Annotated in this window: 27 protein-coding genes; 10 read left to right on the top strand and 17 right to left on the bottom strand. The window is 72.6% G+C overall.

Annotation, left to right across the window (positions count from 1 at the left end; all coding sequences use genetic code 11):
* Positions 1-57: 57 nt before the first annotated feature.
* Both B4K29_RS07205 and serS read right to left on the bottom strand, forming a co-directional pair.
* Positions 58-840, bottom strand: coding sequence for an HAD family hydrolase (locus B4K29_RS07205; protein WP_286966853.1), 783 nt, complete (start codon positions 838-840; stop codon positions 58-60).
* A gap of 21 nt (positions 841-861) precedes the next feature.
* Positions 862-2,199 (bottom strand): serine--tRNA ligase, encoded by a 1,338-nt coding sequence (serS, locus tag B4K29_RS07200; protein WP_286966852.1) that lies wholly within the window; start codon positions 2,197-2,199, stop codon positions 862-864.
* 191 nt (positions 2,200-2,390) lie between these two features.
* On the opposite strand from serS, the gene B4K29_RS07195 reads away from it, so the two are divergent.
* From B4K29_RS07195 to B4K29_RS07180, 4 genes are read left to right on the top strand one after another with little or no spacing between them, the layout of a single operon-like run.
* Complete coding sequence (locus B4K29_RS07195) at positions 2,391-3,608, top strand: diacylglycerol/lipid kinase family protein (protein WP_286966980.1); 1,218 nt, start codon at positions 2,391-2,393, stop codon at positions 3,606-3,608.
* Entirely contained in the window at positions 3,605-4,387 is a 783-nt protein-coding gene (locus B4K29_RS07190; protein ID WP_156911095.1) for a phosphatase PAP2 family protein, read from the top strand. The genes B4K29_RS07195 and B4K29_RS07190 overlap by 4 nt, the downstream gene beginning before the upstream one ends.
* 1 nt (position 4,388) lies before the next feature.
* Positions 4,389-5,084: a phosphatase PAP2 family protein gene (locus B4K29_RS07185; RefSeq protein WP_019285378.1), complete on the top strand. Its 696-nt coding sequence runs from the start codon at positions 4,389-4,391 to the stop codon at positions 5,082-5,084.
* Positions 5,081-5,557: an SRPBCC family protein gene (locus B4K29_RS07180; RefSeq protein ID WP_029210191.1), complete on the top strand. Its 477-nt coding sequence runs from the start codon at positions 5,081-5,083 to the stop codon at positions 5,555-5,557. The genes B4K29_RS07185 and B4K29_RS07180 overlap by 4 nt, the downstream gene beginning before the upstream one ends.
* On the opposite strand, the gene B4K29_RS07175 is transcribed toward B4K29_RS07180, so the two are convergent.
* From B4K29_RS07175 to B4K29_RS07150, 6 genes are all read right to left on the bottom strand, one after another.
* Positions 5,526-6,215, bottom strand: a complete 690-nt coding sequence (locus B4K29_RS07175; protein ID WP_019285380.1) for a peptidase E — start codon at positions 6,213-6,215, stop codon at positions 5,526-5,528. The genes B4K29_RS07180 and B4K29_RS07175 overlap by 32 nt on opposite strands.
* 81 nt (positions 6,216-6,296) lie before the next feature.
* A complete protein-coding gene (pheA, locus tag B4K29_RS07170; protein WP_029210192.1) occupies positions 6,297-7,229 on the bottom strand; it encodes a prephenate dehydratase in 933 nt (310 codons plus the stop codon).
* A gap of 68 nt (positions 7,230-7,297) precedes the next feature.
* On the bottom strand, positions 7,298-8,554 hold the full coding sequence (locus B4K29_RS07165; protein WP_286966847.1) for an ABC transporter permease: 1,257 nt from the start codon (positions 8,552-8,554) through the stop codon (positions 7,298-7,300).
* On the bottom strand, positions 8,551-9,432 hold the full coding sequence (locus B4K29_RS07160) for an ABC transporter ATP-binding protein (protein ID WP_019285383.1): 882 nt from the start codon (positions 9,430-9,432) through the stop codon (positions 8,551-8,553). Before B4K29_RS07160 ends, B4K29_RS07165 begins: the two co-directional genes overlap by 4 nt.
* A gap of 126 nt (positions 9,433-9,558) precedes the next feature.
* On the bottom strand, positions 9,559-10,275 hold the full coding sequence (locus tag B4K29_RS07155; protein ID WP_240483917.1) for a response regulator: 717 nt from the start codon (positions 10,273-10,275) through the stop codon (positions 9,559-9,561).
* A gap of 86 nt (positions 10,276-10,361) precedes the next feature.
* Positions 10,362-11,750, bottom strand: coding sequence for a sensor histidine kinase (locus tag B4K29_RS07150; RefSeq protein WP_286966845.1), 1,389 nt, complete (start codon positions 11,748-11,750; stop codon positions 10,362-10,364).
* Positions 11,751-11,973: 223 nt separating this feature from the next.
* Here B4K29_RS07150 and B4K29_RS07145 point away from each other — a divergent pair, with 223 nt between their 5' ends.
* Positions 11,974-14,169 carry a hypothetical protein gene (locus tag B4K29_RS07145; protein ID WP_286966843.1) on the top strand — a complete coding sequence of 732 codons (2,196 nt, stop codon included), beginning with the start codon at positions 11,974-11,976 and terminating at the stop codon, positions 14,167-14,169.
* Here B4K29_RS07145 and B4K29_RS07140 read toward each other — a convergent pair.
* Positions 14,120-14,359: a toxin gene (locus tag B4K29_RS07140; RefSeq protein WP_286966842.1), complete on the bottom strand. Its 240-nt coding sequence runs from the start codon at positions 14,357-14,359 to the stop codon at positions 14,120-14,122. The two genes, B4K29_RS07145 and B4K29_RS07140, sit on opposite strands and share 50 nt — an antisense overlap.
* On the bottom strand, positions 14,356-14,586 hold the full coding sequence (locus B4K29_RS07135) for a ribbon-helix-helix domain-containing protein (RefSeq protein WP_308191443.1): 231 nt from the start codon (positions 14,584-14,586) through the stop codon (positions 14,356-14,358). Before B4K29_RS07135 ends, B4K29_RS07140 begins: the two co-directional genes overlap by 4 nt.
* A gap of 166 nt (positions 14,587-14,752) precedes the next feature.
* On the opposite strand from B4K29_RS07135, the gene B4K29_RS07130 reads away from it, so the two are divergent.
* Positions 14,753-15,670, top strand: coding sequence for an SDR family NAD(P)-dependent oxidoreductase (locus B4K29_RS07130; protein WP_286966840.1), 918 nt, complete (start codon positions 14,753-14,755; stop codon positions 15,668-15,670).
* Between the two features lie 112 nt (positions 15,671-15,782).
* Here B4K29_RS07130 and B4K29_RS07125 read toward each other — a convergent pair whose 3' ends face one another.
* Genes B4K29_RS07125 through B4K29_RS07115 form a run of 3 tightly spaced genes read right to left on the bottom strand, consistent with a single transcriptional unit; the run spans position 15,783 to position 17,014 of the window.
* Positions 15,783-16,130, bottom strand: a complete 348-nt coding sequence (locus tag B4K29_RS07125) for a type II toxin-antitoxin system PemK/MazF family toxin (protein ID WP_029210199.1) — start codon at positions 16,128-16,130, stop codon at positions 15,783-15,785.
* Positions 16,117-16,347: a ribbon-helix-helix domain-containing protein gene (locus B4K29_RS07120; RefSeq protein WP_019285392.1), complete on the bottom strand. Its 231-nt coding sequence runs from the start codon at positions 16,345-16,347 to the stop codon at positions 16,117-16,119. The genes B4K29_RS07125 and B4K29_RS07120 overlap by 14 nt, the downstream gene beginning before the upstream one ends.
* Positions 16,348-16,396: 49 nt before the next feature.
* On the bottom strand, positions 16,397-17,014 hold the full coding sequence (locus B4K29_RS07115) for a winged helix-turn-helix domain-containing protein (RefSeq protein ID WP_029210200.1): 618 nt from the start codon (positions 17,012-17,014) through the stop codon (positions 16,397-16,399).
* A gap of 49 nt (positions 17,015-17,063) precedes the next feature.
* Between B4K29_RS07115 and B4K29_RS07110 the strand changes: the two genes are divergently transcribed.
* A complete protein-coding gene (locus B4K29_RS07110) occupies positions 17,064-18,335 on the top strand; it encodes an MFS transporter (RefSeq protein ID WP_286958683.1) in 1,272 nt (423 codons plus the stop codon).
* Here the strand turns inward: B4K29_RS07110 and B4K29_RS07105 are convergent.
* Positions 18,323-18,604, bottom strand: coding sequence for a hypothetical protein (locus B4K29_RS07105; RefSeq protein WP_019285395.1), 282 nt, complete (start codon positions 18,602-18,604; stop codon positions 18,323-18,325). The genes B4K29_RS07110 and B4K29_RS07105 overlap by 13 nt on opposite strands.
* A gap of 212 nt (positions 18,605-18,816) precedes the next feature.
* Between B4K29_RS07105 and B4K29_RS07100 the strand changes: the two genes are divergently transcribed.
* Together B4K29_RS07100 and B4K29_RS07095 are read left to right on the top strand one after the other, a co-directional pair.
* Entirely contained in the window at positions 18,817-19,248 is a 432-nt protein-coding gene (locus B4K29_RS07100; protein WP_286966838.1) for an ester cyclase, read from the top strand.
* A 33-nt stretch (positions 19,249-19,281) separates the two neighbouring features.
* The gene (locus B4K29_RS07095) at positions 19,282-19,941 is read left to right on the top strand and encodes a TetR/AcrR family transcriptional regulator (protein ID WP_286958685.1); all 660 of its coding nucleotides are present in this window, start codon (positions 19,282-19,284) and stop codon (positions 19,939-19,941) included.
* 36 nt (positions 19,942-19,977) lie between these two features.
* On the opposite strand, the gene B4K29_RS07090 is transcribed toward B4K29_RS07095, so the two are convergent.
* The 3 genes from B4K29_RS07090 to B4K29_RS07080 are packed head-to-tail and all read right to left on the bottom strand — an operon-like array spanning position 19,978 to position 22,081.
* Positions 19,978-20,727 carry a glycosyltransferase gene (locus B4K29_RS07090; protein ID WP_029210204.1) on the bottom strand — a complete coding sequence of 250 codons (750 nt, stop codon included), beginning with the start codon at positions 20,725-20,727 and terminating at the stop codon, positions 19,978-19,980.
* A gap of 13 nt (positions 20,728-20,740) precedes the next feature.
* Positions 20,741-21,604: a DUF5926 family protein gene (locus B4K29_RS07085; protein WP_286966836.1), complete on the bottom strand. Its 864-nt coding sequence runs from the start codon at positions 21,602-21,604 to the stop codon at positions 20,741-20,743.
* 39 nt (positions 21,605-21,643) lie between these two features.
* Positions 21,644-22,081, bottom strand: coding sequence for an ATP-binding protein (locus B4K29_RS07080; protein WP_286960131.1), 438 nt, complete (start codon positions 22,079-22,081; stop codon positions 21,644-21,646).
* Positions 22,082-22,335: 254 nt separating this feature from the next.
* Between B4K29_RS07080 and B4K29_RS07075 the strand changes: the two genes are divergently transcribed.
* On the top strand, positions 22,336-22,926 hold the full coding sequence (locus B4K29_RS07075; protein WP_286966834.1) for a DUF2382 domain-containing protein: 591 nt from the start codon (positions 22,336-22,338) through the stop codon (positions 22,924-22,926).
* Positions 22,927-22,965 lie beyond the last annotated feature (39 nt).

Here is a 22,965-nt window from a genome sequence, read left to right as displayed (position 1 = left end):
GACCGTCCGACGGTCCGGGGGCCGCCCGGTCGACGGCGAGGCGTCAGTCGAGAGGTGTCAGTCGATGAGGGAGCGCAGGACGGGCACGAGCCCGTCGTCGTCGACGTGCCCGGTGACCTCGTCCGCGGCGGCCTTGACCTCGTCGGGCGCGTTGCCCATCGCCACGCCGCGGGCGGCCCAGGACAGCATCTCGAGGTCGTTGCGCTGGTCCCCGACGGCGACCGTGTCGGAGGGGTCGACGCCGAGCTTGCGGCGTACGAGCTCCAGGGCGGACGCCTTGGAGACGCCCTCCGGCGCGATGTCGAGCCAGGCCGAGAAGCCCACGGCATACGAGACCCCGTGCAGACCCACGGCGTGCACCTGGGCGAGGAAGTCCTCGACCGGGGTCTCGGGCTGGCGCAGGGTCACGCGGGTGGCGGGGGTGTCGATGAGCTCGTCCCAGCCGACGACGCGGATCTTGCCGTCCAGCTCGCCGTCGGGAAAGGGCGCGTTGACCTTGAAGCCCTTGCCCAGCTCCTCGACCGCGGCCAGGGCGCCGGGCATCTTGTCGCGCAGCAGCCGCAGCGACGGGCCGGGGTCGAAGGTCACGACCTCGGTGAACTTGTAGCCCTTGCGCTTGTGCGGGTCGAGCTTGAGGGTGACGGCGCCGTTGGAGCACACGGCGCGACCCTGCTCGATCCCGAGCGCGCGGATGATCGGCATCGTGGCGACGCAGGCGCGTCCGGTCGCCATGACGACGTGCACCCCGGCGTCCGCCACGGCCTGGACGGCCTCCTGGACGGCGGGGGACAGCTCACGGGCGTGGTTGATGGTGGTGCCGTCGATGTCGAGGCTGACCATCCGGGGGCCGTGGCGCACGGGTCAGCGACCCGATGCCGTCAGGGCCTCGCGGCCACCGAGCCACGGCCGCAAGGCGTCGGGCACACGCACGGACCCGTCGGCCTGCTGGTGGTTCTCCAGGAGGGCGACGATGGGCCGGGTGTTGGTGGCCATCGTGCCGTTGAGCGTCGCGACGACGCGGGTGCCGCTGCCCTGGGGGTCGCGCTCCCGGATGCCGAGCCGGCGCGCCTGAAAGGTGGTGCAGTTGGACGTCGACGTCAGCTCGCGGTAGCGCTCCTGGCTCGGCACCCACGCCTCGCAGTCGAACTTGCGCGCCGCCGGGCCACCGAGGTCGCCGGCCGCGACGTCGATAATGCGGTAGGGCAGCTCGAGCGCGTCGAGGATCCGCCGCTCGATGCGCAGGAGGTTGTCGTGCTCGGCCTCGGCGTCCTCGGGCCGGCAGTAGACGAACATCTCGGTCTTTTGGAACTGGTGCACGCGAAAGATGCCCTTGGTGTCCTTGCCGTGGCTGCCCGCCTCGCGGCGGTAGCAGGTCGAGGTCGCGGTGTAGCGCAGCGGGCCGTCCGACAGGTCGATGATCTCGTCGAGGTGGTAGCCCGCGAGGCCGACCTCGGAGGTGCCGGTGAGGTAGAGCTCGTCGGCGGGCAGCTGGTAGACCTCGTCGGCGTGGCTGTCGAGGAAGCCGGCGCCCGCCATCGTCTGCCCCTTGACCAGGTTGGGGACGACGAGCGGGACGAAGCCCTCCTCGGCGGCGATCTGCTGACAGAGCCCCATGAGGGCGTACTCCAGCCGCGCCCCGTCGCCCTTGAGGTAGTAGAAACGGCTGCCCGCGACCTTGGCCCCGCGCTCCAGGTCGATGATCCCGAGCGCCGTGCCGAGCTCGACGTGGTCCTTGACGTCGATCCCCTCGGCCGCGAAGTCCCGTGGCGTACCGACGGTCTGGCGCAGCTCGAAGTCCTCCTCGCCGCCGGTGGGCACACCGTCGACGATGACATTGCCGATGCGGCGCATTTCCTTGGCAAACTGCTCCTGCGCGAGGGCCAATTGGCCCCTAGCCTCTCCGAGGGCCCTCGGGCCGTGGTGGTTCTGATCGCGCATCGCCTTGGACTCCGCCATGAACCGCTGTGCGGCCTCCAGGTCCCCTCCCTTGTCGGCCCGCTTCGCCATGCCCACGAGCCGACCGACCTCCTTCGAGATGCGGTTCTGTTCAGCTTGCGTGGACTCGACGTGAGTGCGGAGGGCACGCACCTCCTGATCCAACTCGAGGATCTGGTCGACGAGGGTGTCGTCCTCGCCGCGGGCACGTTGCGACTTCCTGACCCGCTCGGGGTCGTCGCGCAGCAGCTTGATGTCGATCACGGATTCAGCCTAGTGGCCTGCGACGACACCCCTCCACCTCGTATGCCGGACGGGCCGGGCGCTCGCGTGGTCGCCGCCTCGGCCCCGGTGGCCGGACGCGGCATACGACCCGGGGCCACGAGGCGGCACCGATCGGGCCCAAACGGGGTTAGCCCAGGCATTCGCACGGGTACCGTTCAGGCGTGCCAGACATGTGGATCCTCGTCATCGGCGTCGCCGTCGCCGTCCTGCTGCTCGTGCTCGTCCTCGCCACCCGGGGACGATCGGGTGCAGCGCGGCCGTCGGACGCGGCCGGCAGCTCCGACAGCACCGACACCACCGACAGGGCTGCTGGCGCCTCGACCGGCGTCGCGAGCGAGACCACCCCCGAGCCGGAGCCGCTCCCCCGCGCCGCGGTGATCGTCAACCCCACGAAGTTCGACGACGTCGCCAAGGTCCGCGACGAGGTCCGCGCGCTGTGCCAGGAGACCGGCTGGGACGAGCCGCTCTGGCTGGAGACGACCGAGGACGACCCGGGCTCGGGCCAGACCAAGGAGGCGCTCGACGCGGGGGTCGACGTGATCTGCCCGCTCGGCGGCGACGGGACCGTGCGCACGGTCGGGAGCGAGATGGCCCGCGCCCGCTCCGAGGTCCCGATCGGCCTGCTGCCCGGCGGCACCGGCAACCTGCTGGCCCGCAACCTCGACCTGCCGGTCGACTCGCTGCGCGACGCCCTGGCCATCGCCCTGACCGGCGAGGAGCGCGTCATCGACGTCGGCGTGCTCCGCGTCAACCCTGCCCCGATGGACGGCGAGGGCGAGGTCGATGACCAGCCCGTCGACGCCGAGGCGCTGGCCCCGGAGGACACCGGCCCCGAGGAGCTGCACTTCCTGGTCATGGCCGGCATGGGCTTCGACGCGGACATCATGGCCGACGCGCCCGAGGGCCTGAAGTCCAAGGTGGGCTGGGCCGCCTACCTCGTGTCCGGCGCCAAGCACCTGTGGGGCTCCCAGTTCAAGGCCCAGGTCACGACCGACACCGAGACCTTCTCCCGGCGCACGCGCAGCGTCATCATCGGCAACTGCGGCAAGATCCAGGGCCTGGCGCTCATGCCCGAGGCCCAGGTCGACGACGGCAAGCTGGACGCCCTCATGCTGTCCCCCGACGGTGGCATTGGCTGGGGCGCGGTGCTCCTGCGCCTGGTCACCGCCAAGCGCAAGGGTCACCACCGCGTCACGCACCACACCACGCGCAACATCACCGTCAACGCCAGCCGCGCGGTCCAGGTCCAGCTCGACGGCGACACCATCGGCGAGCGCACGTCCATCAGCGCCCACGTCCTGCCCGCAGCCCTGCGGGTCCGCGTCGCCTCCGCCACCGCCTCCGCCACCCCGGCCTCGGGCGCCTCCAAGGGGGACGTCGCCGCGTGAGCCCCACCCGGCGGACCAGCCTGCGAGGACGGCTGCGGCGCCACCATGCGCGCCAGCTCGCCCGCGCCGTGCTGACCGCCGTGGTGCTCAGCGCACCGGTCATCGCCCTCGCCGTGCTCGTGCAGCAGCGGTTCGCCCCGCTCATGGAGCTGGACCAGCGCGCGATCGTCGCCGCCACGGACGTCACCCGTGCGCACCCCGACCTGCGCTCGGCGCTCGTCCTGTGGCAGGAGATCTGGCAGCCGTGGCGGGCCTACCTCGCCGCGACGCTGGTGTGCCTGTGGACCTGGCGCGCTCGCGGCATGACCGCCCGCTCCTGGTGGGCGTGGATCACGATGATGCTGGGCTGGAACCTGTTCTTGCAGGTCAAGCTGCTCGTCCAGCGAGCGAGGCCGGTCGTCGACGACCCGGTGTCCCACGCGCCGGGCTACAGCTTCCCGTCCGGGCACGCCGCCAACACCGCAGCCATCTGCATGGTCCTGGTGGTCCTGCTGTGGCCGCTCCTGCGGACCCGCGCCCAGCGCGTCGTCGCCGTCGTGCTCGCCGCGGTGGCGACGGTCACGGTCCTGCTCGACCGCGTCTACCTCGGCGTCCACTTCCCCTCCGACGTGACCGCCGGCCTGCTCCTCGCGGCGGCCTTCGTCTACGGCTCGTGGCGCGGCTTCGTCCACGTGCCGGCGACCGGCGAGCACGGCATACCGGCCAACCCGGCCGACCCCACCGACCCCACCGACCCCAGCACCGAGCGCACCGAGGCGCTCGGCACGAGGAGAACCTGACATGCCCTTCCTGCTGCGCTACGACCTCGACAGCTCCCGCCCCAGGGCAGGAGCGGCGTTCAAGGATCTCCTCGTGCGCGCCATCGCGCCGGGCATCGTGCTGTTCCTCGCGATCTACGGCTTCGGCCTGGCCCTGATGGGCCCGCTCAAGAGCTGGGACACCGCCGAGGAGCCGATCAACAAGGACCTCGAGTCGGGTCGCACCAGCCTGTGGAACTCCGTCACGATGGTGTGGTCGCACATCGGCAACACGGAGTACATCATCGGGTCCTGCCTGATCATCATCGCCCTGGTCTGGTGGCGCACCAAGGAGTGGTGGTATGCCGTGATCCCCGGCATCGCCATCGCGCTGCAGGCCAGCATCTTCGTCGCCGCGACCGAGCTCACCGGCCGCCCCCGGCCCGAGGTCAGCAAGCTCGACCCGGCGCCCCCGACCTCGTCCTACCCCAGCGGGCACGTCGGCGCGGCCACCGCGCTCTACCTCTCCCTCGCCTTCATGGCGCACCGGATCGACAACGTCGTCCTGCGCCGCCTCGTCCAGTTCGTGTGCGTCCTGATCCCGTTCCTCGTGGCCTACGCCAGGGCCTACCGTGGGATGCACCACGTCATCGACATCGTCGTAGGCATGCTCAACGGTGTCCTGTGCGCGCTGATGGCCTGGCTCTGGTTGCGCCGCAAGGAGGCTCGTTCGTCATGATGGCCCCGCACCACTACCACTTCGACCACGTGTGGCAGGTGCCGCTGCCGCTCGGCGAGGCCTACGACGTCCTGCTCGACGTCGACCGCTACGCGCAGTGGTGGCCCCAGATCCGGGCCACCGAGCCGCTGCCCGGGGACGCCCGACGCCTGTCGGTGCGCTCGCTGATCCCGGTGACGCTCAAGATCGTCGCCACCAAGCAGATCCTCGACCGCGACAACGGCGTGCTGCGCGTCGGCCTCGCCCAGGACCTCGTGGGCTATGCCCAGTGGGACCTGTCCTGGCAGGGCGACACCACCACCGCCGCCCGCTGGACCCAGGACGTCTATCTCACCAACCAGCACCTCGAGCGCATGCCGGTGACCAGCCACCGTCTGCTGCGGATCAACCACACGCACATGATGCGGGCGGGCGAGCAGGGGCTGCGCAAGTACCTCGCCGTCAGGCCAGACGCGTCATCTGCTGAGCAGTGATCCCGCTGCGGTCCACCCGATAGACCTTGGCGTCGTCGCGCTCGGTCACGCACGCCTGGACCTTGCCGTCGAGGACGTGCAGCGCCGCGCCGTCGTCGGCCGCCCAGCCCACCGGCAGCTCGCCCTCGCGCACCCACGACAGGTAGTGCGGGGCGCGCTCCGCCTCGCTGTCGAAGTGCGGCGAGAAGGACCCGCGCACGAAGCCCAGGCCGCCGCGCCAGGGGTCGATGCCGCCGAACGAGTCGGTCGTGCACGCCTCGCACCAGACGTTGGCCCCGGCACTCGTGCCGGCGAACACCACGTCACGCTCGGCCCGCAGGTCCCGCACCGCCTGGCTGACCCCGTGCGCGTCCCACAGCGCCATGAGGTTGACGGTCGAACCGCCCCCGACATACAGCAGGTCGATGTCCCCGAACCGCTCGAGGGCGTGCCGGGCGTCCTGCCACAGCGTGAGCACCATCGTCTGCACGCCCAGGCCGCCGAAGGCCGTGAGGAAGCGGTGGACGTACTCCGGGTCGTCGGCCGACGCTGTGGGCGCGAAGCAGACGAGGGGGTTGGACCTGCCCGTCAGCTCCAGGGCGTACCGGTCGAGGGCCGTGGCCGCGTTGTCGGGCGACATCGAGAAGCCGCCGCCACCCATGCAGAGGATGTGCGTCATGCCTCGACCCTAGTCAGCGGTCCCGGTCGTCGCGCGGCAGGGGTTGCTCCGGCCCGGGTGAGACGCCCCACACCTCGGCGCTCAGGGGGTGCGCAGCGAGCGCAGCCAGGACCGCGCGTGCTGGAAGTCCGCGTCCTGCGTGCCCGCGGCGACGGTCGCGGCGAGCCGGTCCGCGCGCGGATAGCTGCCGAGGAAGCGCACGTCCGCGCACACCCTCCGCAGGCCCATCAGCGCCTCGCCGACCCGCTCGTCGTCGACGTGCCCCTCGATGTCGATGCTGAAGCAGTAGCGGCCCATGCCCTCCCCGGTCGGGCGGGACTCGAGCCGGGTGAGGTTGATCCCCCGCACCGAGAACTGCTCGAGCAGCCCGAGCAGCCCGCCCGGGTGGTCCTCGTGCTGGTAGAGGACCATCGTCGACTTGTCGGCGCCGGTGGGCGCCGGACCGCTGCCCGGCCGGGACACCAGCACGAAGCGCGTGACGGCGGCTCGGTTGTCGCCGATGTCGCCGGCCAGCAGCTCCAGGCCGTGCACGGTGGCGGCGACGGGCGCGCACACGGCTGCGTCATACGGGGTCTGGTCCTCGGTCGGCCCACCGAGGCCGGCCGCGGCCGCCGCCGTCGACAGGGTCGGCACGTATGCCGCCTCGGGGAGCCGCGTGGACATCCAGCCGCGGACCTGGGCCCAGGCATGGGAGTGGGTGCCGACGGCGCGGACGTCCGCGAGCGTCACGCCCGCCGGTGCCGCGAGGACGAAGGTGATGGGGACGAGCATCTCGGCGACCACCACGAGCGGGTCGCCGGTGGCGAGGGCGTCCAGGGTGGCGCTGACGCCGCCCTCGACGGAGTTCTCGATCGGGACGACGGCCGCGTCGACCTCGCCCGCGCGCAGGGCCGCGAGGGCCGAGTCGACCGAGCCGTGAGGCACCCGCTCGGCGTCGGGCGCGGACGCCTCGGGCCGCTGCAGCAGGGCCTGCTCGGTGAAGGTCCCGGCCGGACCCAGATAGGCGTAGCGCATGCGGACTCCCTCGACGCGGGTGGACGCCCGCCGCCGCGGGTGCGGGGGCAGGCGTCCACGATCATGGCTCAGTCCGACGCGGTCAGCGCCTGCCTGAACGTCATGCGAGACGAGGTCTGCATGAGCGAGCGGCGGTACATCCGCTCGCCGAGGACCATCGCGACGGCGGCGAAGGCCAGGGTGAGCGCCAGGGCGATGACGCCCTCCCACCACTGCGCCGAGCCGTCCATGAGGCGCGTGGGCATGAGCATCGAGGAGAGCACCGGCACGTAGGACAGCGCCACCCGCCACGCCCCCGCCGCCATGAAGGAGGCGAAGAAGCCGATGATCAGCACCATCGTCAGCGGGGTCGTGGTCTGCTGGAGGTCCTCGTTGCGGGTCGCGAGAGAGCCCGCGACCGCCCAGATGCAGGCCAGGGCGAGGAAGCCCGCGAGGAAGAACAGGACGTACCAGATCGCCGCGGTCGCCACCCCGCCGAGCATCTCCTTGAACGGGGTGAAGCTGATCCCGACGAGCCCGACCGCGAGGTAGAGCACGATCTGGCCGACCGCGATCACGGTGTTGCCGATGACCTTGCCCGCGAGCAGCTGCCGCACGGGGATGGCCGAGGCGAGGATCTCGACGATGCGCGACTGCTTCTCCTCGATCACCGACTGGGCGATCTGCATGCCGAACATCAGCGCCGCGAAGTAGAAGAGCATGGCGAACACGCCTCCGACGACCTTGGCGGTGACCTCCTTGGACACGTCGGTCCCGGACAACGTGCGGGTGGTCACCGCGGTCTGCCGGCTGATGGCCTCGGGGGTCGTGCCCGCCCTGGCCGCCGTGGTGGCGAGCGTCTGCGAGGTGAGCACCTGACGGGTGGCCGAGGTCAGGTCGGTCGGCGCGGTCTCGTTGCTGGTGATCTGCCAGCCCTCGCCGGAGCGGGCGAGCAGGACGTCAGCATCACCGTCCTGGACCAGGCGCTCGGCGGCCGCCTGGTCGGCGACCTGGGTGACCTTGACCTCGTCGGAGTCGTCGCGGGCCGACATGGTCCGACCCACCGCCTCCGCGAGCGTCCGGCCCTCGGCCGAGGCCACGGCGACCGTCGTGGCGCTGGTGCGGCTCGCCATCCAGCCCTGGAACCCGGTGATCCCGATCAGCAGGACCATGGTGATGACGGTGCCGATGATGAAGTTCTTGTCGCGCAGCTTGACCGCCATCTCCCGGGCGGCGACCAGCTGCCAGGCGTTGCGGGGCGCGCGGCCCCCGCCCGGTGCCGCGGCGCCCTGACCTGCCGGCGTCGACGGGGAGGGATGCGTGTCGGGGGCCATCTGGGTGCTCATGCCGTCACCTCTCGGTAGATCTCGCTCAGGCTGGGGCGCACGCGGGCGAACTCGGTGACCGTGCCGCGTGCGAGGGCCTCGGTCAGCAGCCGGCGGTCGGCGCCGGCCTCGAGCAGCTCGACCAGGGCCGACGGGCCGTCGACGTCGACCACGTGCAGCCCCGGCTGGGACCGCACCCATCCGGCGTCGCCGCCCAGGACGATGCGATGACGCTGCGGCCCCCTCGACCGCAGCTCGTCGGCGGTGCCCTGGGCGACGACGCGGCCCTTGCTCAGCACGACCAGGCCGTCGCACAGACGGTCCACGAGGTCGAGCTGGTGGCTGGAGAAGAGCACGGGCACGCCGGTGCGGGTGTGCTCTCGCAGGAGGTCGACCATCGTGTCGACGCTGGCCGGGTCGAGCCCGGAGAACGGCTCGTCCAGGATCATCACGCGGGGCCGGCTCATCACGGCCGCGGCGATCTGCACGCGCTGCTGGTTGCCGAGCGACAGCGACTCGAGCTTGTCCTTGGCGCGGTCACCGAGGCCGAACCGCTCGAGGTGCTGGTCCGTCGCCTGCTGGGCGTCCGGGCGCGACATCCCGTGCAGCCGACCGAGGTAGACGAGCTGGTCGGCGATCCCCTGCTTGGGGTAGAGGCCGCGCTCCTCGGGCATGTAGCCGAACGTGCGGCGGTCCGCGGTGGTCACCTCATGACCGTCCCAGCGCACCTCGCCCTCGTGGATCTGCAGCAGGCCCATGATCATCCGCATGGTCGTCGTCTTGCCGGCGCCGTTGCCGCCCACGAAGCCGATCAGCTGCCCCCTCGGCACCGCGAACGACACGTGGTCCACGGCGGTGTGGTCGCCGAACCGCCGCGTCAGGTCCTGGACCTCGATCACGTCTCACCCCTCCTCGTGCGGGTGGCCCCGGAAGCGGTTCTTCCGGCATACGGCCTGCTCGCACCACCCAACCTAGGAGGTCGCGAGGGGGCGCACCTCCCCCGCGAGGATGATCTCGTCGCGGGGCTACTCCCCCGGCTGGATGAGGCCCGACTCGTAGGCGAGGACCACGGCCTGCACCCGGTCCCGCAGGTGCAGCTTGGCCAGGCAGCTGGACACGTGCGTCTTGACCGTCGCCTCGCCGACGAAGAGCTCGCGGGCGATCTCGGCGTTGGAGAGCCCGCGGCCCACGAGGACGAGCACCTCGCGCTCCCGCTCGGTCAGGGTGGCCAGGGCGGCCGTATGCCGGGAGCCGGCCGCCGTCTCGGCGGGTGCGGGACCCTCGGCCGCCGCCATCTGGGCGATGACCCGGCGGGTGACCTCGGGAGCGAGGAGGGCGTGCCCGTGGCCGACCGCGCGGACGGCGTCGACGAGCTGGTCGGGGTCGGCGTTCTTGAGCAGGAAGCCGCTGGCGCCGGCGCGCAGCCCGTCGAAGAGGTAGTCGTCGTTGTCGAAGGTGGTGAGGATGAGGACCTTGGCGAGGTCCTCGGCGGCGATCACGCGGGTCGCCTCGATCCCGTCCATGACCGGCATCTGCACGTCCATCAGGACCACGTCGGGGTGCAGGCTGCGGGCCTGGTCGACGGCGACCGCGCCGTTGGCGGCCTCGCCGACGACCTCGAGGTCGTCCTCGACCGACAGCATCAGCCGGAACCCGTTGCGCACCAGTGCCTGGTCGTCCGCGAGCAGCACCCGCAGGACCTGCGCGCCGCCCACCATGTCGTTCCCCCGGTCGTCCCCCATGGCCGACACCCTAGCGACCTGCTCGGACGCAGGTGTCCCCAGTCCTCGCTGGCAGGGGTCACGTGCCCCCGGCCGCGCGGCCCCGGTCACGAGCCGGAGGTCAGCGGGAAGCGGACCCGGACGCGATAGCCGCCCGTGGCCCGGGGGCCGATCTCGGAGGTGCCGCCGTGGGAGGCGATGCGCTCGCGCATGCCGAGCAGCCCCAGCCCCGACCCGGAGGTGCCGGGCCGCGGTCGCCCCTCGTCGAGCACCTCCGCCTCGACGAACCTCCGCTCACCCTCGCGGTCGATGCGCACGACCACCCCCGCGGCGTGCGCGGTCGAGTGGCGGCGGACGTTGGCGAGCGCCTCCTGGACGGTGCGATAGATCGACAGCCCGACCGGCATCGGGACCTCGGTGAGCGCACCCGGCCGGTCCTCGACGACCTGGTAGGTGACGGTGAACCCCGGGCGCGACGCGGCGTTGACCAGCTCGGCGACCTGGTCGACCCCCGGCTGGGGAGCGCGGTCGCGGTCTGCAGCCGCGTCGTCGGTGGCCGCTGCACCGGGGTCGCCCCCGGTCGGCCGGTCCGTGCGGCGCAGGGTGCCGAGCAGCCCGCGCATCTCGCCGACGGCCTGCCGCGAGGACTCCTCGACCTGGCCCAGCGCCGCGGCCGCCGCCTCGGGGTTGCGGTCCAGCACACGGCGGGCAGCCGCAGCCTGGACCCCCATGACCGAGACGTGGTGGGCGACGACGTCGTGCAGCTCGCGAGCGATCCGCAGCCGCTCCTCGACGACCTTGCGGTCGGCCAGCTCGTCGGCCTGCTGCGCGAGCTGGACCGACTGACGCTCGAGCAGGTCCCGCGAGCGCGCCTGCCGCCAGGCGGCCTGGCCGCCGACGATGCCGCCGCCGAAGTAGACGAGGTTGGTCACGACGTCGAAGACGACGGAGGCCTGGACGATCGGGAACAGCCCCTGGGCGGGCCGGACGTCGTCGCGACGGTCGAGGATCTCCTGCACCGCCGTGCCGAGGGCGTACTGCCAGGCGATCCAGCCGAACATCAGGACGAGGACGGCCCCGACCAGCCCGAGCATGGCCCGCCGCGAGCGCGCCCACGCCACCCCGGTGAACAGCGCGAAGACGTAGACGCACTGCATCGTGAACCCCCGCATGACCTCGCTCACCGTGATGCCGACGAGGAACATGTGCAGCTGCAGGAGCCCCATGACGAGCAGCGGGTGGCTGCGCCGCCAGACGAGCGGCAGCGTGCCGAGCGCGATGAGCAGGTGCTGGACCCAGACCGGGTGGTCGACGTAGCGGGGATCCGCGATGCTGCGGACGAGCTCCATGCCGAGCGCGCCCCAGACCCACAGCGCCAGGGCGATCCACAGGTCGTTGCGGCGTTGGGACGCCGTCGGCCCTGGACGCTCCCACAGGTCGTCGACGGCGAAGAACGCACGGATGCGCTCGCCCGCGGCGGTCAGGGTGGTGGCCATGGGCGAGATCCTAGGGGCGAGCACCGACGGACCACCTCCCTCTCGAGGCGGAGAAGGACCCGCCCCTGCTGTCCGATCTGGACGACTGGTCGATCTGGCCGATAGCCCGGTCGGTCGGCCGATAGCCCGGGCGGTCGGCCGGTTGCGGGGGCGAGTGGCGCTGAGGCGGGCGGACGCGCTGCGCCTGAGCGGGTCTGTCAGGGGTGCGTCCTAGGCTGACGCCGTGACCACCCCCTCCCGCCTGATCGCCCTGCTGGGCGGTATGACGGCCCTGTGCCTCCTGCTGCTCGGCGTGGTCACCGGGGCCGGGGTCGCCGCGGGCGCTCCTCGCGCTACCGCCTCCGTCCGGCCGGCCGGCGAACGGCCGCCCACCGAGCGGCCGGGCCCCGGCCCGGTCGTCGTGGTGGGCCTGCCCGGGCTGGACGCCCACGACCTCGACCCCGCCCGCACGCCCTCCCTGTGGTCGATGCTGGAGGGTGGCGCATCGTCCTCGCTGATCGTGCGGTCCGTGCACCTCACGACCTGCCCGGTCGACGGGTGGCTGACTCTCGGCGCGGGCGGGCGCGCGGCGCAGCCCGACCAGGGCGACGACCCGCGTCCGCCCTGCTCAGCCCTCCCCTCGGTCGGGTCGGACGGCGTGATGACGGGGTGGCAACGCTATGTCGAGGCGGCGTCCCGCACCCGCCAGGACAGTCGGCTCGGCAGCCTCGCGGCGACGCTGGGACAGCGGGGCGACTGCGTCGCGGCGATCGGGCCTGGTGCGGCGGTCGGCGCCGCCGACGGCGACGGCCGGGTGGGGAGCGCGACGGCATACGAGCCCTCGACGTTGCCGGCCGACCTGGCCCGGTGCCCGGTGACGCTCGTCGACCCGGGCGGGCTGACGACCCGCGACCGGGGTGCGCGGGCGACCCAGCTGGCGGGGCTCGACGCCCGGCTCGGCGAGGTGCTGGCCGCCACGCCCGAGAACGCCACCGTGATCGTCGCGGGGCTGGCCGACGACGGGCCCGCCGAGCGCGTGCGCGTCGTGCTCGAGAGGGGTCCGGGCATCGCGCCCGGCACGCTGCGGTCCTCGGCGACCCGGCAGGACGGCATGGTCCTGCTGACGGACCTGGCCCCCGAGGTCGTCGCGCTGCGCGGAGGCAGCGGGCCGGCGTCCTGGACCGGCGACGCGTGGACCGTCCTGCCCGACGACGGCACGGCGGCGGCGCGCCGGGAGACGATGGTCGACACGGCGCAGGCGGCGCACCAGGTGCAACCGCTCGCCGACCCCTTCTTCAAGACCTGGGCGATCGGGCAGCTGGTGCTCTACCTCGGGGCGCTTCTGCTCGCGCGACGCTCGTCTACCGGCGACGCGACGCGCAGGCGGCTGGCGCGTGGCGTGCGCGCGGTGGCCGTGGTCGCGGCATGCGTCCCCGCCGCCACCTATCTCGCGGCGCTCGTCCCCTGGTGGCGGGTGGGGCCGCCGCTCCTCACGCTCAGCGCCGTCGTGGCCGCCGTCGCCCTCGTGCTCGGATCCATGGCGCTGGCCGGCCCCTGGCGGCGCCACCCGCTCGGGTCGCCGGCCGCGGTGGCCGCCATCACCGCCCTCGTCATCGCCGGCGACGCCGTCACCGGCTCGCGCCTCACGCTCTCCACGCTCATGGGCGAGCAGCCGACGATCGGGGGCCGGTTCTACGGCCTCGGCAACGTGGCGTTCGCGCTCCTGGCCACGTCGGTCCTGCTGCTCTGCGTCGCGGTGGCCGACCTGGGCGCGCGTCGCGGCCGTCCGCGAGCCGGCGCCCTCGCCGCGCTGGCGATCGGTCTGGTCGCCGTCGTGGTCGACGGGTCTCCCACCTGGGGAGCCGACCTCGGCGGGCCCGCCGCACTCCTGCCCGCCGTCGCTGGTCTGGTCGTCGTGGCGCTCGGGCTGCGCCTCGGCTGGGGACGGGTCCTGATGGTCGGCCTCGTGACGGTCCTCGCCCTCGTCGGGCTGGCGGTCGTGGACTACCTGCGGCCCGCGTCGTCCCGCACGCACCTCGGACGGTTCGTCCAGACCGTGCTCGACGGCGGCGCGCTGGACGTGATCACCCGCAAGGCCCAGCAGAACCTCGACATGCTCACCGGCTCTCCCCTGGCGATGCTGATCCCGGTCGGCCTGGTCCTCGTGATCGTGGCCCTGCTGCGCCCGCACTCAGCGCTGGGTCGGCCCCTGCTGCCGGCCTACGACCGCGTCCCGCTGCTGCGCACCGGGCTGATCTGCATCGTCGTCATGTGGTTGATCGGCTTCGTCATGAACGACTCCGGCACCGCCATCCCCGCCGTCGGCGCTACGGTGCTCGTGCCACTGCTGATCGCTGCCGTGCTGGACGCACGAAGGACCGACCGCAGATTCAATCGAGGAGGCCGAGGAACTGGCGGCGCGCCCTCATGGCGTGGATGACGAGCTGGTTGCCGCTGTCGAAGGTCACGATCACGAGCTCGAGAAGGCGTCCATGGCGGTCGAACACCAGCACGAATTGCTTGGCAGGGATGTCGTCGTCCGGCTCACTCTCGTACGCACGATGAGCGACGGCGTGCAGGATATCTTTCTCGCCGATGCCGTGCTTGAGGGCCGAATGGTTGACCCTCACGCGACGTAAGCGCGGATCGCCGCTCGGATGATGTCCGAGCGGCTCGTGTTCTCGTGCTCCGCACGCTCATCGAGGGCTCCGATGAGCGAGACGTCGAGCCGGACGGGGACGACGCGACCCGGACCATCGCCCTTCGACTTGCGGCCACGCTTGCGCAGCGCCTCGACGTCATAGCCGCGTTCCGCCTCATCAGCCCAGGCCTGGATCATCTCGTCGGTGACCGGCACCCCGTTGACTGTCTCCATCATCAAATCGTATTACGATATAGGCAACCCCGACAAGACCCTCTGAACGCCGATCTACAGCATGCCTAGGCGCTCGCCGGGCTGAGAGGCGAAGTCAGTGACCTAGGGTGGGATGGTCTCGCGCATCGCGAGAGACACTCTCCTCACGATGATCTGGGGGCCTGTCGTGCAGACCATGGTGATGACGGGTGCGAGCCGGGGCATCGCGGGAGAGGCCCTCGCGAGGATCGTCGATGCCGCCCCAGGCGCGCACGTGCTGGTCGTCGTCCGAGACGCGGCGCGACAGGCCTGGGCGTCAGCGTTCGACGAGGTTCGGCTCGTCGAGGCAGATCTGGCCAGGCTGCCCGACGTCGCTTCTGCCGCTCAGCACATCGCTCGCCTCGTCGACAGCGGCGAGGTGCCCCCGATCTCGACGATGGTGCTCAACGCCGGCATCCAGCGCGTGGATGCGAACGGCCGCACCGAGGATGGCTTCGAGCCGACGTTCGCGGTCAACGTCCTGGCCAACCACGTCCTCGTGAGGAGCTTGGCCGATCGGCTCCAGCCAAGGGGGCGGGTGGTGATCACCGTCAGCGACACCCACTTCGGCGACCTGAGGCACAACCTGGGCATGGTCCCAGGCCCGCAGTGGCGAGATCCCCACGTCCTGGCCAGGCCCGGCGCTTTCGACCGGCCGGGCACCCTGCGGGCCGGCCGCACCGCGTACTCGACCAGCAAGCTGGCAGCGATCCACCTGATGCACGAGTACGCCCGCCGCTACCCCGAGCGGGTCGTCCTCGGCTACAACCCGGGCTTCGTGCCCGCCACCGGACTTGCTCGCGATGCGGGCCCGCTCACCCGCTACGCGATGCAGCACGTGCTCCCCCTGCTGGCCAGGACTCCGGTCGTCGGCACGGTTCAGGGCGCCGGACGTCAGCTGGCCGACCTCGCCCTGGGGCGACTCGACGCCCCGGCCGGCGCCTACGTCGACCGCGACCGGGTCGCCCGCTCCTCGCCTCAGTCCTACGACCCGGCCCGTGAACGGCAGCTCTGGGAGGCCGCCGAGAGGCTGACCGGCCGCGCGTGACCGAGCTCGTCTCGTCGAGCCACGAGGGCGGCACGACGCGGTTGCCAGCACCCGAGGGCCGGCTCCTGCTCGACGGCACCATGATCAGGTGGAGCGGGACCGCCTCTGCGCGTCACAGCTGCAGGTGCAGGCGCAGGGCCTCGTCGACGGCGGCCATGAGGTGCGCGGGGACCCGGCCCACCGCCGACCCCACACGCTCGACGGCGATCGAGCACACCTGCTCGGCCTGAGCCTTGGAGTCCACCCGGAGGCCGGTCTCGCTCGCCGCGAGCAGCACCTGGAACGGAAAGACCCGCTCGACGTTGCTGGTGACCGGCACGACGGTCACCGCTCCGCGACCGAGCCGTCGTGCCGTCGTGTTGGCCCGGTCGTTGCTGACGAGGACAGCAGGGCGACGCTTGTCGGCCTCGCTGCCGCGCACCGGTTCGAGGTCGACCAGGACGATCTCACCCCGCAACATCGGTGAGCCCGTCCGACGAGGCCGGAGCCCACGCATCCTCGTCACCCAGGACGGCCCATTCTTCCCAGGCGGCGGCATAGGCGGCCTCCAGCTGCGGGTCCTGGAGACGGCGAATGGCCTGCTGGACGCCGGCCGACCTCGACTCGAGCCCGGACTGCTCGACATACCGGTCGAGGGCCGCGAGATCCTGGGCGCTGAGACTCACACTCACCTTCATGCCACGACACTACCCGGATAGCATCGCGATTACTACCCAGGTAGCACGCTCATTCGACCTCCGAGGACCTGGGGCCGCGACCCGGCGCCTTCTCCGGATCGTCCTGCGCAGGCATGAGGAACACGTACGCCTCCCACGGGGCCACCCCCTCAGGGTGACTCCACCGGGACCTACCCGAGCGCGACCCGTACTCGCGGACCACCGCCTGCAGCCGCTCCTGGAGCTCCGCGCCCTCCTCGGGCGTGAGCCACAGGCGCTCCCGCGACACCATGCCGACCTCGTCGGACCCCTGATCGGCGCGCGCCAGCATGCGATGAACCCCGGCCTGGAGGTCCTCGAACCAGGAGGACAGCGATCGTCGGCTGGTGGTGGATCCGGCCAGCCGGTGCGCCTCCGGCGTGATGGCGATCGAGGTGGCGGCGCTGCGCCACGGCCGCTCACGACGGTCGCCGGTGGTCTCGTCGCGGGTCGCGATCCCCCACCGCTCCAGGGCGCGCAGGTGATAGCTCGTGGCCGACGGGGTCAGGCCCACGAGACGCGATGCCTCCGTGGCGGTCAGCACCTCCCCGGCATACAGCTCGGCGATCAGCCGCTGGCGTGCGGGGTGCGCGATGGCTCGCAGAGCCTGCGGATCGGTGATCGTGAGCGCGTCGGGTCGGCCGGCCATGAGGCCAGGCTAGTTGCCGGGCTCATCATGAAGCAGTACCTTCACATATGTGAAACAAATCCTTCACACCTATGTCGCTGCCTTCTCGCACCGGGACGCGGTCATCCTGCTCGCCGCCGGAGCCCTGTCGACGGTCGGTGACGCCATGGCGCTGGTCGCCCTCACGCTGCGGACGCACGACACCCAGGCCGGGCCGTATGCCGTGGCCGGCCTCCTCGTGTGCTTCGCCCTGCCCCTGGTGCTGACCATGGGGATCGCTGGATCCGTCGCGGACCGCGCGGACTCGCGCACCGTCCTCGTCACCGGCAGCCTGGTCCAGGCAGCGGCCGCCGGGGGGCTGGCGCTCACCACCGACTACGCCGCGACGCTCGTCCTCGTCGCCCTCCTGCAGACGGCGTTCGCCTTCACCAGCCCCCTGTGGACGAGCCTGCTGCCGCTGGTCGCCGGGGACGAGCTGGCCGGTGTCCTCGTCTCGCTGCGCCAGGGCCTGCGCACGGCCTCCACCCCCGTCGGCGCGGCCGCTGGCGGGCTGCTCGTCCAGCACCAGGGCGCGTCGGCAGCCCTGGCCATCGACGCCGCGAGCTTCCTCGCCCTGACCGTCGCGGCGCTCCTGCTGCGCACCCGCCGCCGGCGGGCCGCACAGCCGGATCGCCTCTCGGCCTCCCCGGGGCCGGCGCTCCGGATCCTGCGCGGCCACCCGACGACCGGCATCCTCGTGGCGGCCGTGCTGCCGTTCATCCTGACCCTGGAGTCCGTCAACGCCGTCGAGGTCTCCCTGCTGCGGGACGTGCTGCACGCGAACGCGGCCGACTACGGATGGGCCGAGGCTGCCGCCGGGGTCAGCGCCACCGTCGGAGCCCTGCTGGCCGGAACCGTCACCACCTCCTCACGGCGGGCCCGGCTGCTCCTGGGGACGCTGGTGCTCGTCGCGGCCACCCAGGCCGGGCAGGGACTGGCGATCTCGGTGGGAGTCTTCGTCGTCCTGGGATGCGTGGTCGGCGGCCTCCTCGGCGCCACCAACACGTGGCTCATCGCCGTCCTCCTCGCCGAGATCCCGGACCGCGAGCGCGGCCGGGTCCTGGCGGCGGTCGAAGGGGCGGCACGCGCCTGCACGGTGGCGGCGCTCGCGCTCGGCGGGACGCTCAACCTGCTGGTGGGGCCGCGGACGGCATACCTGGTCGTCGGCGCAGCCGGACTGGCGATCAGCACGACGGGCGCCATCGCCCACCACCGAGCAACGCGGGCGACCCCAGCAACCCCAGCAGCCGGGCCGACCCCGGTGAGCCCGGGCACCAACGACGAGGTCGCTCAGCCCGAGTGAGGCCCGACCTGCTGCGCCCAGCGGCTCCAGCGCACGCGCTCGTGCGACCGGACCAGCTCGACGATCGCCCAGATGCCGGTGACCAGCGCCAGGGCGAGGCCACCCCAGGTCATCACCATCGTCCAGGCCGGTGGCCCGCTGGACCCGGCGTCGGCGAGGTCCATCCCGATGGAGCAGCCGACGGCCCACAGCGCCGCCCCTAGCAGGGCCAGCCCCGCCAGGATGGCGGCCTTGGCGTAGCTGCGGATCCAGCCGCGATCGCTCTGCATGACGTGGTTCCCTCCCCTTGTCAGCGTGCAGCCCCACCGTCGCACCGCGACCTGAGAGATGACCGGACGCCGTTCGGCGACGGGCACCCGTCAGGGGTCGACGGCGCGACGTGCACGGCGTACGATCGATGTATTGATCCGAATGCCCTTCGGATCAAAGTGCACCGCCCCCCGGGCCAACCATCGGCGGGCATACCAGCCGAGGAGTCCTCATGGGCACCAGCGCACCTCCCGCCAGCATCGTCATGTCCCGCATCTTCGACGAAGGCTTCGCCACCGGCGAGGGGGCCATCGTCGACGAGCTCTGCTCCCCCGACCTGGTCGAGCACCAGTTCGGCCTCGCCGGCACCGGCCAGCAGGCCATCGAGCACGTCAAGGCCGCGATGCGGGCCGTCCACACGGCCGTGCCCGACATCGCCTTCACCATCGAGGACGAGGTCAAGGACGGCGACACCATCTGGGTCCGCGTGCGGGCGCAGGGCACGGCGACCGGACCCTTCTTCGACCCGCCGAGCAGACGGCCGCTGGACTTCACCGTGGTGGACGTCGCCCGGGTCGTCGACGGCCGCATCGTCGAGCACTGGGGCGTCCCGGACCGGTTCGCCATGCTGGCCCAGTCGGGGGTGCTCGAGCGCCTAGGCTGACCGCGCAGCACGACCCCCACTCTCAGGAGCCGCATGAGCGCGTCGGCCGACGCCACCTCGCCCCGGCGCTACCGCTCGTCGAGGCGCACCGAGCAGGCGGCCGCCACCCGCGACCGGATCGTCGACGCGGCACGTCACCTCGTCGTCGAGCAGGGGTATGCCGCCACCACCGTCTCGCAGGTGGCCGCGCGCGCCGGGGTGGCGGTCGACACGGTCTACGCGGCGGTGGGCCGCAAGCCGGAGCTGCTGCGGCAGGTGCTGGAGACGGCCATCTCGGGCACGGACACCGCCGTGGCCCCCGAGGACCGCGACTACGTCAGGGCCGTGCGGGCGGCCCCGACCGCGCGGGCCAAGCTGGCGGCCTACGTCGACGGGCTCCTGCTCCTGCAGCCGCGCCTGGCGCCGGTCGTGCTCGCGCTGCGCGACGCCGCCGCCACAGACCCCGAGTCGGCGGATCTGTGGGGCGAGATCACGCAGCGTCGGGCGGGCAACATGCGTGACTTCGCACGAGACCTCAGGGCGACGGGCGAGCTGCGGGCGGACCTGGACGACGACGAGGTCGCCGACATCATCTGGAGCATGAACGCCCCGGAGTACTGGACCCTGCTCGTCGACGAACGCGGCTGGAGCACACAGAGATTCGGGGCGCATCTCGTGGACTGCTGGTCACGGACGCTGCTCGCCCACCCGTGAGGGCCAGGCAGCTCAGGCGCTCGGTCGGGCAACAGCTCAGGCGCTCGGTCGGGCAGCGCGGCGGGCCCGCAGGCGCCGCACGGCGAGCGCCCGCCACACGTCGCGGTACTGCGCGGCCCGGTGCAGCTGGCCACGCCAGTCCGAGCCGGTGACGCGGTGGTGCACCGCGCACGGCACCTCGACCACCCGCAGTCCGGCGGCGAGCACGTCGATCGTCATCGCCGTCTCGACGCCCCACCCGGCCGCCAGGGGTTGCGCCGCGTCGTAGGCCTCGCGGGTCAGGCAGCGCATCCCCGACAGGGGCTGCGTGGGCGTCCAGCCCGTCAGCGACCGGATGCCCTCACGAGCCAGCCGCACCACGAACCCGTGACCCCCACCGGCGGAGCGCTGCGGGGGCAGGATCGCGATGGCGAGGTCGGCCTCGCCGCCGGCCACGGGCGGCACGAGCACCCCCACCTCGGCGGCGGAGTCCTCGAGGTCCGCGTCGACGAGCAGCAGCAGCCGCCGGGCCGTCCCGGTCCGGCCCTCGTGCTCGTCGCGGCGCTCGACCACGGCCGCCCCGGTCTGCAGGGCGGCGGCCTTGCCGCGGTTGCGGGTGTGCCGGGCGACCACGGCGCCTGCGCCATGGGCGATGGACTGCGTGCCGTCGCGCGACCCGTCGTCGACGACGACGACCAGGTCGACGCCGGGGATGGCGGACGCGGCCCGGATCGTCGAGGCGATCCGCGCGGACTCGTCCTTGGCCGGGATGACGACCGCCACCGGCCGTGCGTGGTCACCGCTCACGGCGGACCCTCCGTCAGCGCAGGGTGATCTGGCGGCTGAGCAGACCCGAGCGAGCCCGTCGCTCGTCCGCCGACAGCGGCGTGCTGCCGGCCAGGGCCTCGGCATACCGCTGCTGCATCTGCTGGGCGGGGTCGGAGAAGGAGGCGGGGTCCGCCTCGGGGTCGACCTCCCAGACGGGGATGAGCAGCCCGCAGGCGCGGAAGGCGCCGAGCAGGCGGTGGGTGTCGGTCAGGGCGCTCTCGCCGCGCGCGTGCAGGCGGGCGAGTGCGTCGGTGGCGGCATCCTCGTCGTCGGGGAGCACCTGGCGGACATAGGCACGGTCGCCGATGAGGCACCAGTAGGCGGACCGCACGCCGTCCAGCTTGACGGTGGGGATGGCGCTGTCGTTGGCGCGCTGCAGCGACTCGCGCCCCTCTTCGTCGAGGTCGCCGTCACCGACCCAGAAGTCGAAGCCCTCGTGCACCGTGATGTCGAGGGGGGCGGACGGGTCGAGGAGGTCCTGCAGGCGGGGGGTGTCCTCGGTGGCGAGGGGCAGCGTCGCGACCGGGCTGCCGGGCTCGGTCTCGGCGGCGGCCAGGAGCACCTGGGCGAGGTCGCGGCTGGCGTCGCCGCTGCTCGTCCCGGACTGCAGGCCCGCCAGGACCTCACCGTCCGCGCGGCGCAGGCCGGGCCAGGCGAGGGGCAGCACCGTCACGAGCGTCGCGGTCGACACGTCGGCCACCGGCTCGCGCAGCGTCACCGTGGCCATCGCGGCGGGCACGATCTCGCGCATCGCCACGAGGTCGGTCTCGCCCACCAGGCCCTCGAAGGGGCGGCGCGCGAAAGGTGCCGGACGGGTCTTCTTGGTGTCGCCCTTGCGACGAGATGCCTTGCCCATGCAGGCCACCCTAGCGGGGCGCCAGGGTGCCGGCCGGTGTCAGCGGGTGCGGCGTCGGGACGGGCCACCCAGCGCGGCCCAGACCGTGCGGGAGCCGTTGGGCTGGTCGAGGTAGCCCCACTCGTGGGCGAAGGCACGCACGATCCGCAGCCCGCGACCGCGGGTCTGCCAGGGGGTCTGCCGCACGGGGTGGGGCGTGGACGAGGACCCCCCGTCGGTGACGTCCACCTCGACCACCCCCTTGCGCAGGGTCCAGTGCACCCGCAAGACGTCGCCCGGCATCGGACCGGCGTGCTGCACGGCGTTGGCGACGAGCTCCGAGATGGCCTGGACGGCCTCGTCCAGCGTCGTGTCGGCGACGCGCTCGTCCGCAAGGCTGGCGCGCAGCTCGGCCCGAGCCTGCTCGGCGGACGTCGCGTCCCACGGCACCATCACGGTCTTGTCGACCTCGTCCAGGTTGCGCACGCGCGGTGGCATGGGCTCGTCCTCTCGTGCAGCGGCGCGGTCGGTCCGACGGCATACGTGCCTCGGCCGACCGCCAGTGAGCAGGGGTCCGGATCACGCGTGCCCCTGCGTTGGTTCGTCGACGCCCGGATACCCCGTCAGGCGTGCGCGGAACCCCTGCACGCGGTCGGTCTCACGAGTCGGGGGCGACCGCCCACGCGCATAGGTCGCGGGGGCGAGGGGTAGGTGAGCGGAGATATCCGTCGCCGCGAGCCAAGGGAGCCACCATGAGCGACCAGCACGATCTGCGCACCGAACGATCCCACGAGGGCCTCGGCCGCCAGGAGAGCGATCGCCAAGACGCCCTGGCCACGGTCACCCGCAGCGAGGAGGAGCTCTTCGTCACCACCCGCCCGGTCGAGAGCGGCCGGGTGCGAGTGTCCAAGCGCGTCGTCACCGAGGAGCGGACCATCACCGTGCGCCGCGAGGAGCTCGTGGTGGAGGAGCTGCCGGCGCGGGCGTCCCTGCCTGCAGACCACGACGGTGTGACCGGCGCCGGTGACCGTGCCGACGGCGAAGACAGGGACGGCTGGGGAGACCGCGACGCACAGGGGCGGGGCAACCCGGCCAAGGAGGCAGCCCTGGCCGCGGGCGAGCCACACCGCCCGCAGGGCCACCGCGACGACGACGGCGAGCTGCAGCAGGACGCCGCCATCGAGATCGTGCTCCACGAGGAGCAGGTCGTCACGCGGGTCGTGCCGATCGAGCGTGTCCGGGTCTTCGTGGACCGGGTGACCCGTGAGCAGGTCGTCGAGGAGGAGCTCGCCAAGGAGGTCGTCAGCATCGAGCGCGAGGACACCCCGCGCGCCGACCGCTGATCACCGACGGCTGATCACCATCCGCCGCCGGCCAACCGC

The organism is Arsenicicoccus sp. UBA6765 (genome assembly GCF_002453335.1).
In the GTDB taxonomy this organism is placed as follows: domain Bacteria; phylum Actinomycetota; class Actinomycetes; order Actinomycetales; family Dermatophilaceae; genus Arsenicicoccus; species Arsenicicoccus bolidensis.
The sequence above is the reverse complement of the archived record's forward strand: the minus strand, read 5'-3'. Positions and strand labels throughout refer to the sequence as shown.

Bases quoted from the DNA above. Each gene is read 5' to 3' on its own strand.
- B4K29_RS07150 (WP_286966845.1), bottom strand. From the start codon at position 11,750: ATGGCCACCACCCTGACCGCCGCGGGCGAGCGCATCCGTGCGTTCTTC.
- B4K29_RS07115 (WP_029210200.1), bottom strand. From the start codon at position 17,014: ATGGCCGGCCGACCCGACGCGCTCACGATCACCGATCCGCAGGCTCTG.
- B4K29_RS07155 (WP_240483917.1), bottom strand. From the start codon at position 10,275: ATGGGGGACGACCGGGGGAACGACATGGTGGGCGGCGCGCAGGTCCTG.
- B4K29_RS07105 (WP_019285395.1), bottom strand. From the start codon at position 18,604: ATGCAGAGCGATCGCGGCTGGATCCGCAGCTACGCCAAGGCCGCCATC.
- B4K29_RS07085 (WP_286966836.1), bottom strand. From the start codon at position 21,604: ATGGGCAAGGCATCTCGTCGCAAGGGCGACACCAAGAAGACCCGTCCG.
- B4K29_RS07195 (WP_286966980.1), top strand. From the start codon at position 2,391: ATGTGGATCCTCGTCATCGGCGTCGCCGTCGCCGTCCTGCTGCTCGTG.
- B4K29_RS07175 (WP_019285380.1), bottom strand. From the start codon at position 6,215: ATGACGCACATCCTCTGCATGGGTGGCGGCGGCTTCTCGATGTCGCCC.
- B4K29_RS07075 (WP_286966834.1), top strand. From the start codon at position 22,336: ATGAGCGACCAGCACGATCTGCGCACCGAACGATCCCACGAGGGCCTC.
- B4K29_RS07080 (WP_286960131.1), bottom strand. From the start codon at position 22,081: ATGCCACCGCGCGTGCGCAACCTGGACGAGGTCGACAAGACCGTGATG.
- B4K29_RS07165 (WP_286966847.1), bottom strand. From the start codon at position 8,554: ATGAGCACCCAGATGGCCCCCGACACGCATCCCTCCCCGTCGACGCCG.
- B4K29_RS07120 (WP_019285392.1), bottom strand. From the start codon at position 16,347: ATGAAGGTGAGTGTGAGTCTCAGCGCCCAGGATCTCGCGGCCCTCGAC.
- pheA (WP_029210192.1), bottom strand. From the start codon at position 7,229: ATGCGCTACGCCTATCTGGGTCCGGCCGGGACCTTCACCGAGCAGGCC.
- B4K29_RS07130 (WP_286966840.1), top strand. From the start codon at position 14,753: ATGATCTGGGGGCCTGTCGTGCAGACCATGGTGATGACGGGTGCGAGC.
- B4K29_RS07100 (WP_286966838.1), top strand. From the start codon at position 18,817: ATGGGCACCAGCGCACCTCCCGCCAGCATCGTCATGTCCCGCATCTTC.
- B4K29_RS07205 (WP_286966853.1), bottom strand. From the start codon at position 840: ATGGTCAGCCTCGACATCGACGGCACCACCATCAACCACGCCCGTGAG.
- B4K29_RS07125 (WP_029210199.1), bottom strand. From the start codon at position 16,130: ATGTTGCGGGGTGAGATCGTCCTGGTCGACCTCGAACCGGTGCGCGGC.
- B4K29_RS07095 (WP_286958685.1), top strand. From the start codon at position 19,282: ATGAGCGCGTCGGCCGACGCCACCTCGCCCCGGCGCTACCGCTCGTCG.
- B4K29_RS07185 (WP_019285378.1), top strand. From the start codon at position 4,389: ATGCCCTTCCTGCTGCGCTACGACCTCGACAGCTCCCGCCCCAGGGCA.
- B4K29_RS07180 (WP_029210191.1), top strand. From the start codon at position 5,081: ATGATGGCCCCGCACCACTACCACTTCGACCACGTGTGGCAGGTGCCG.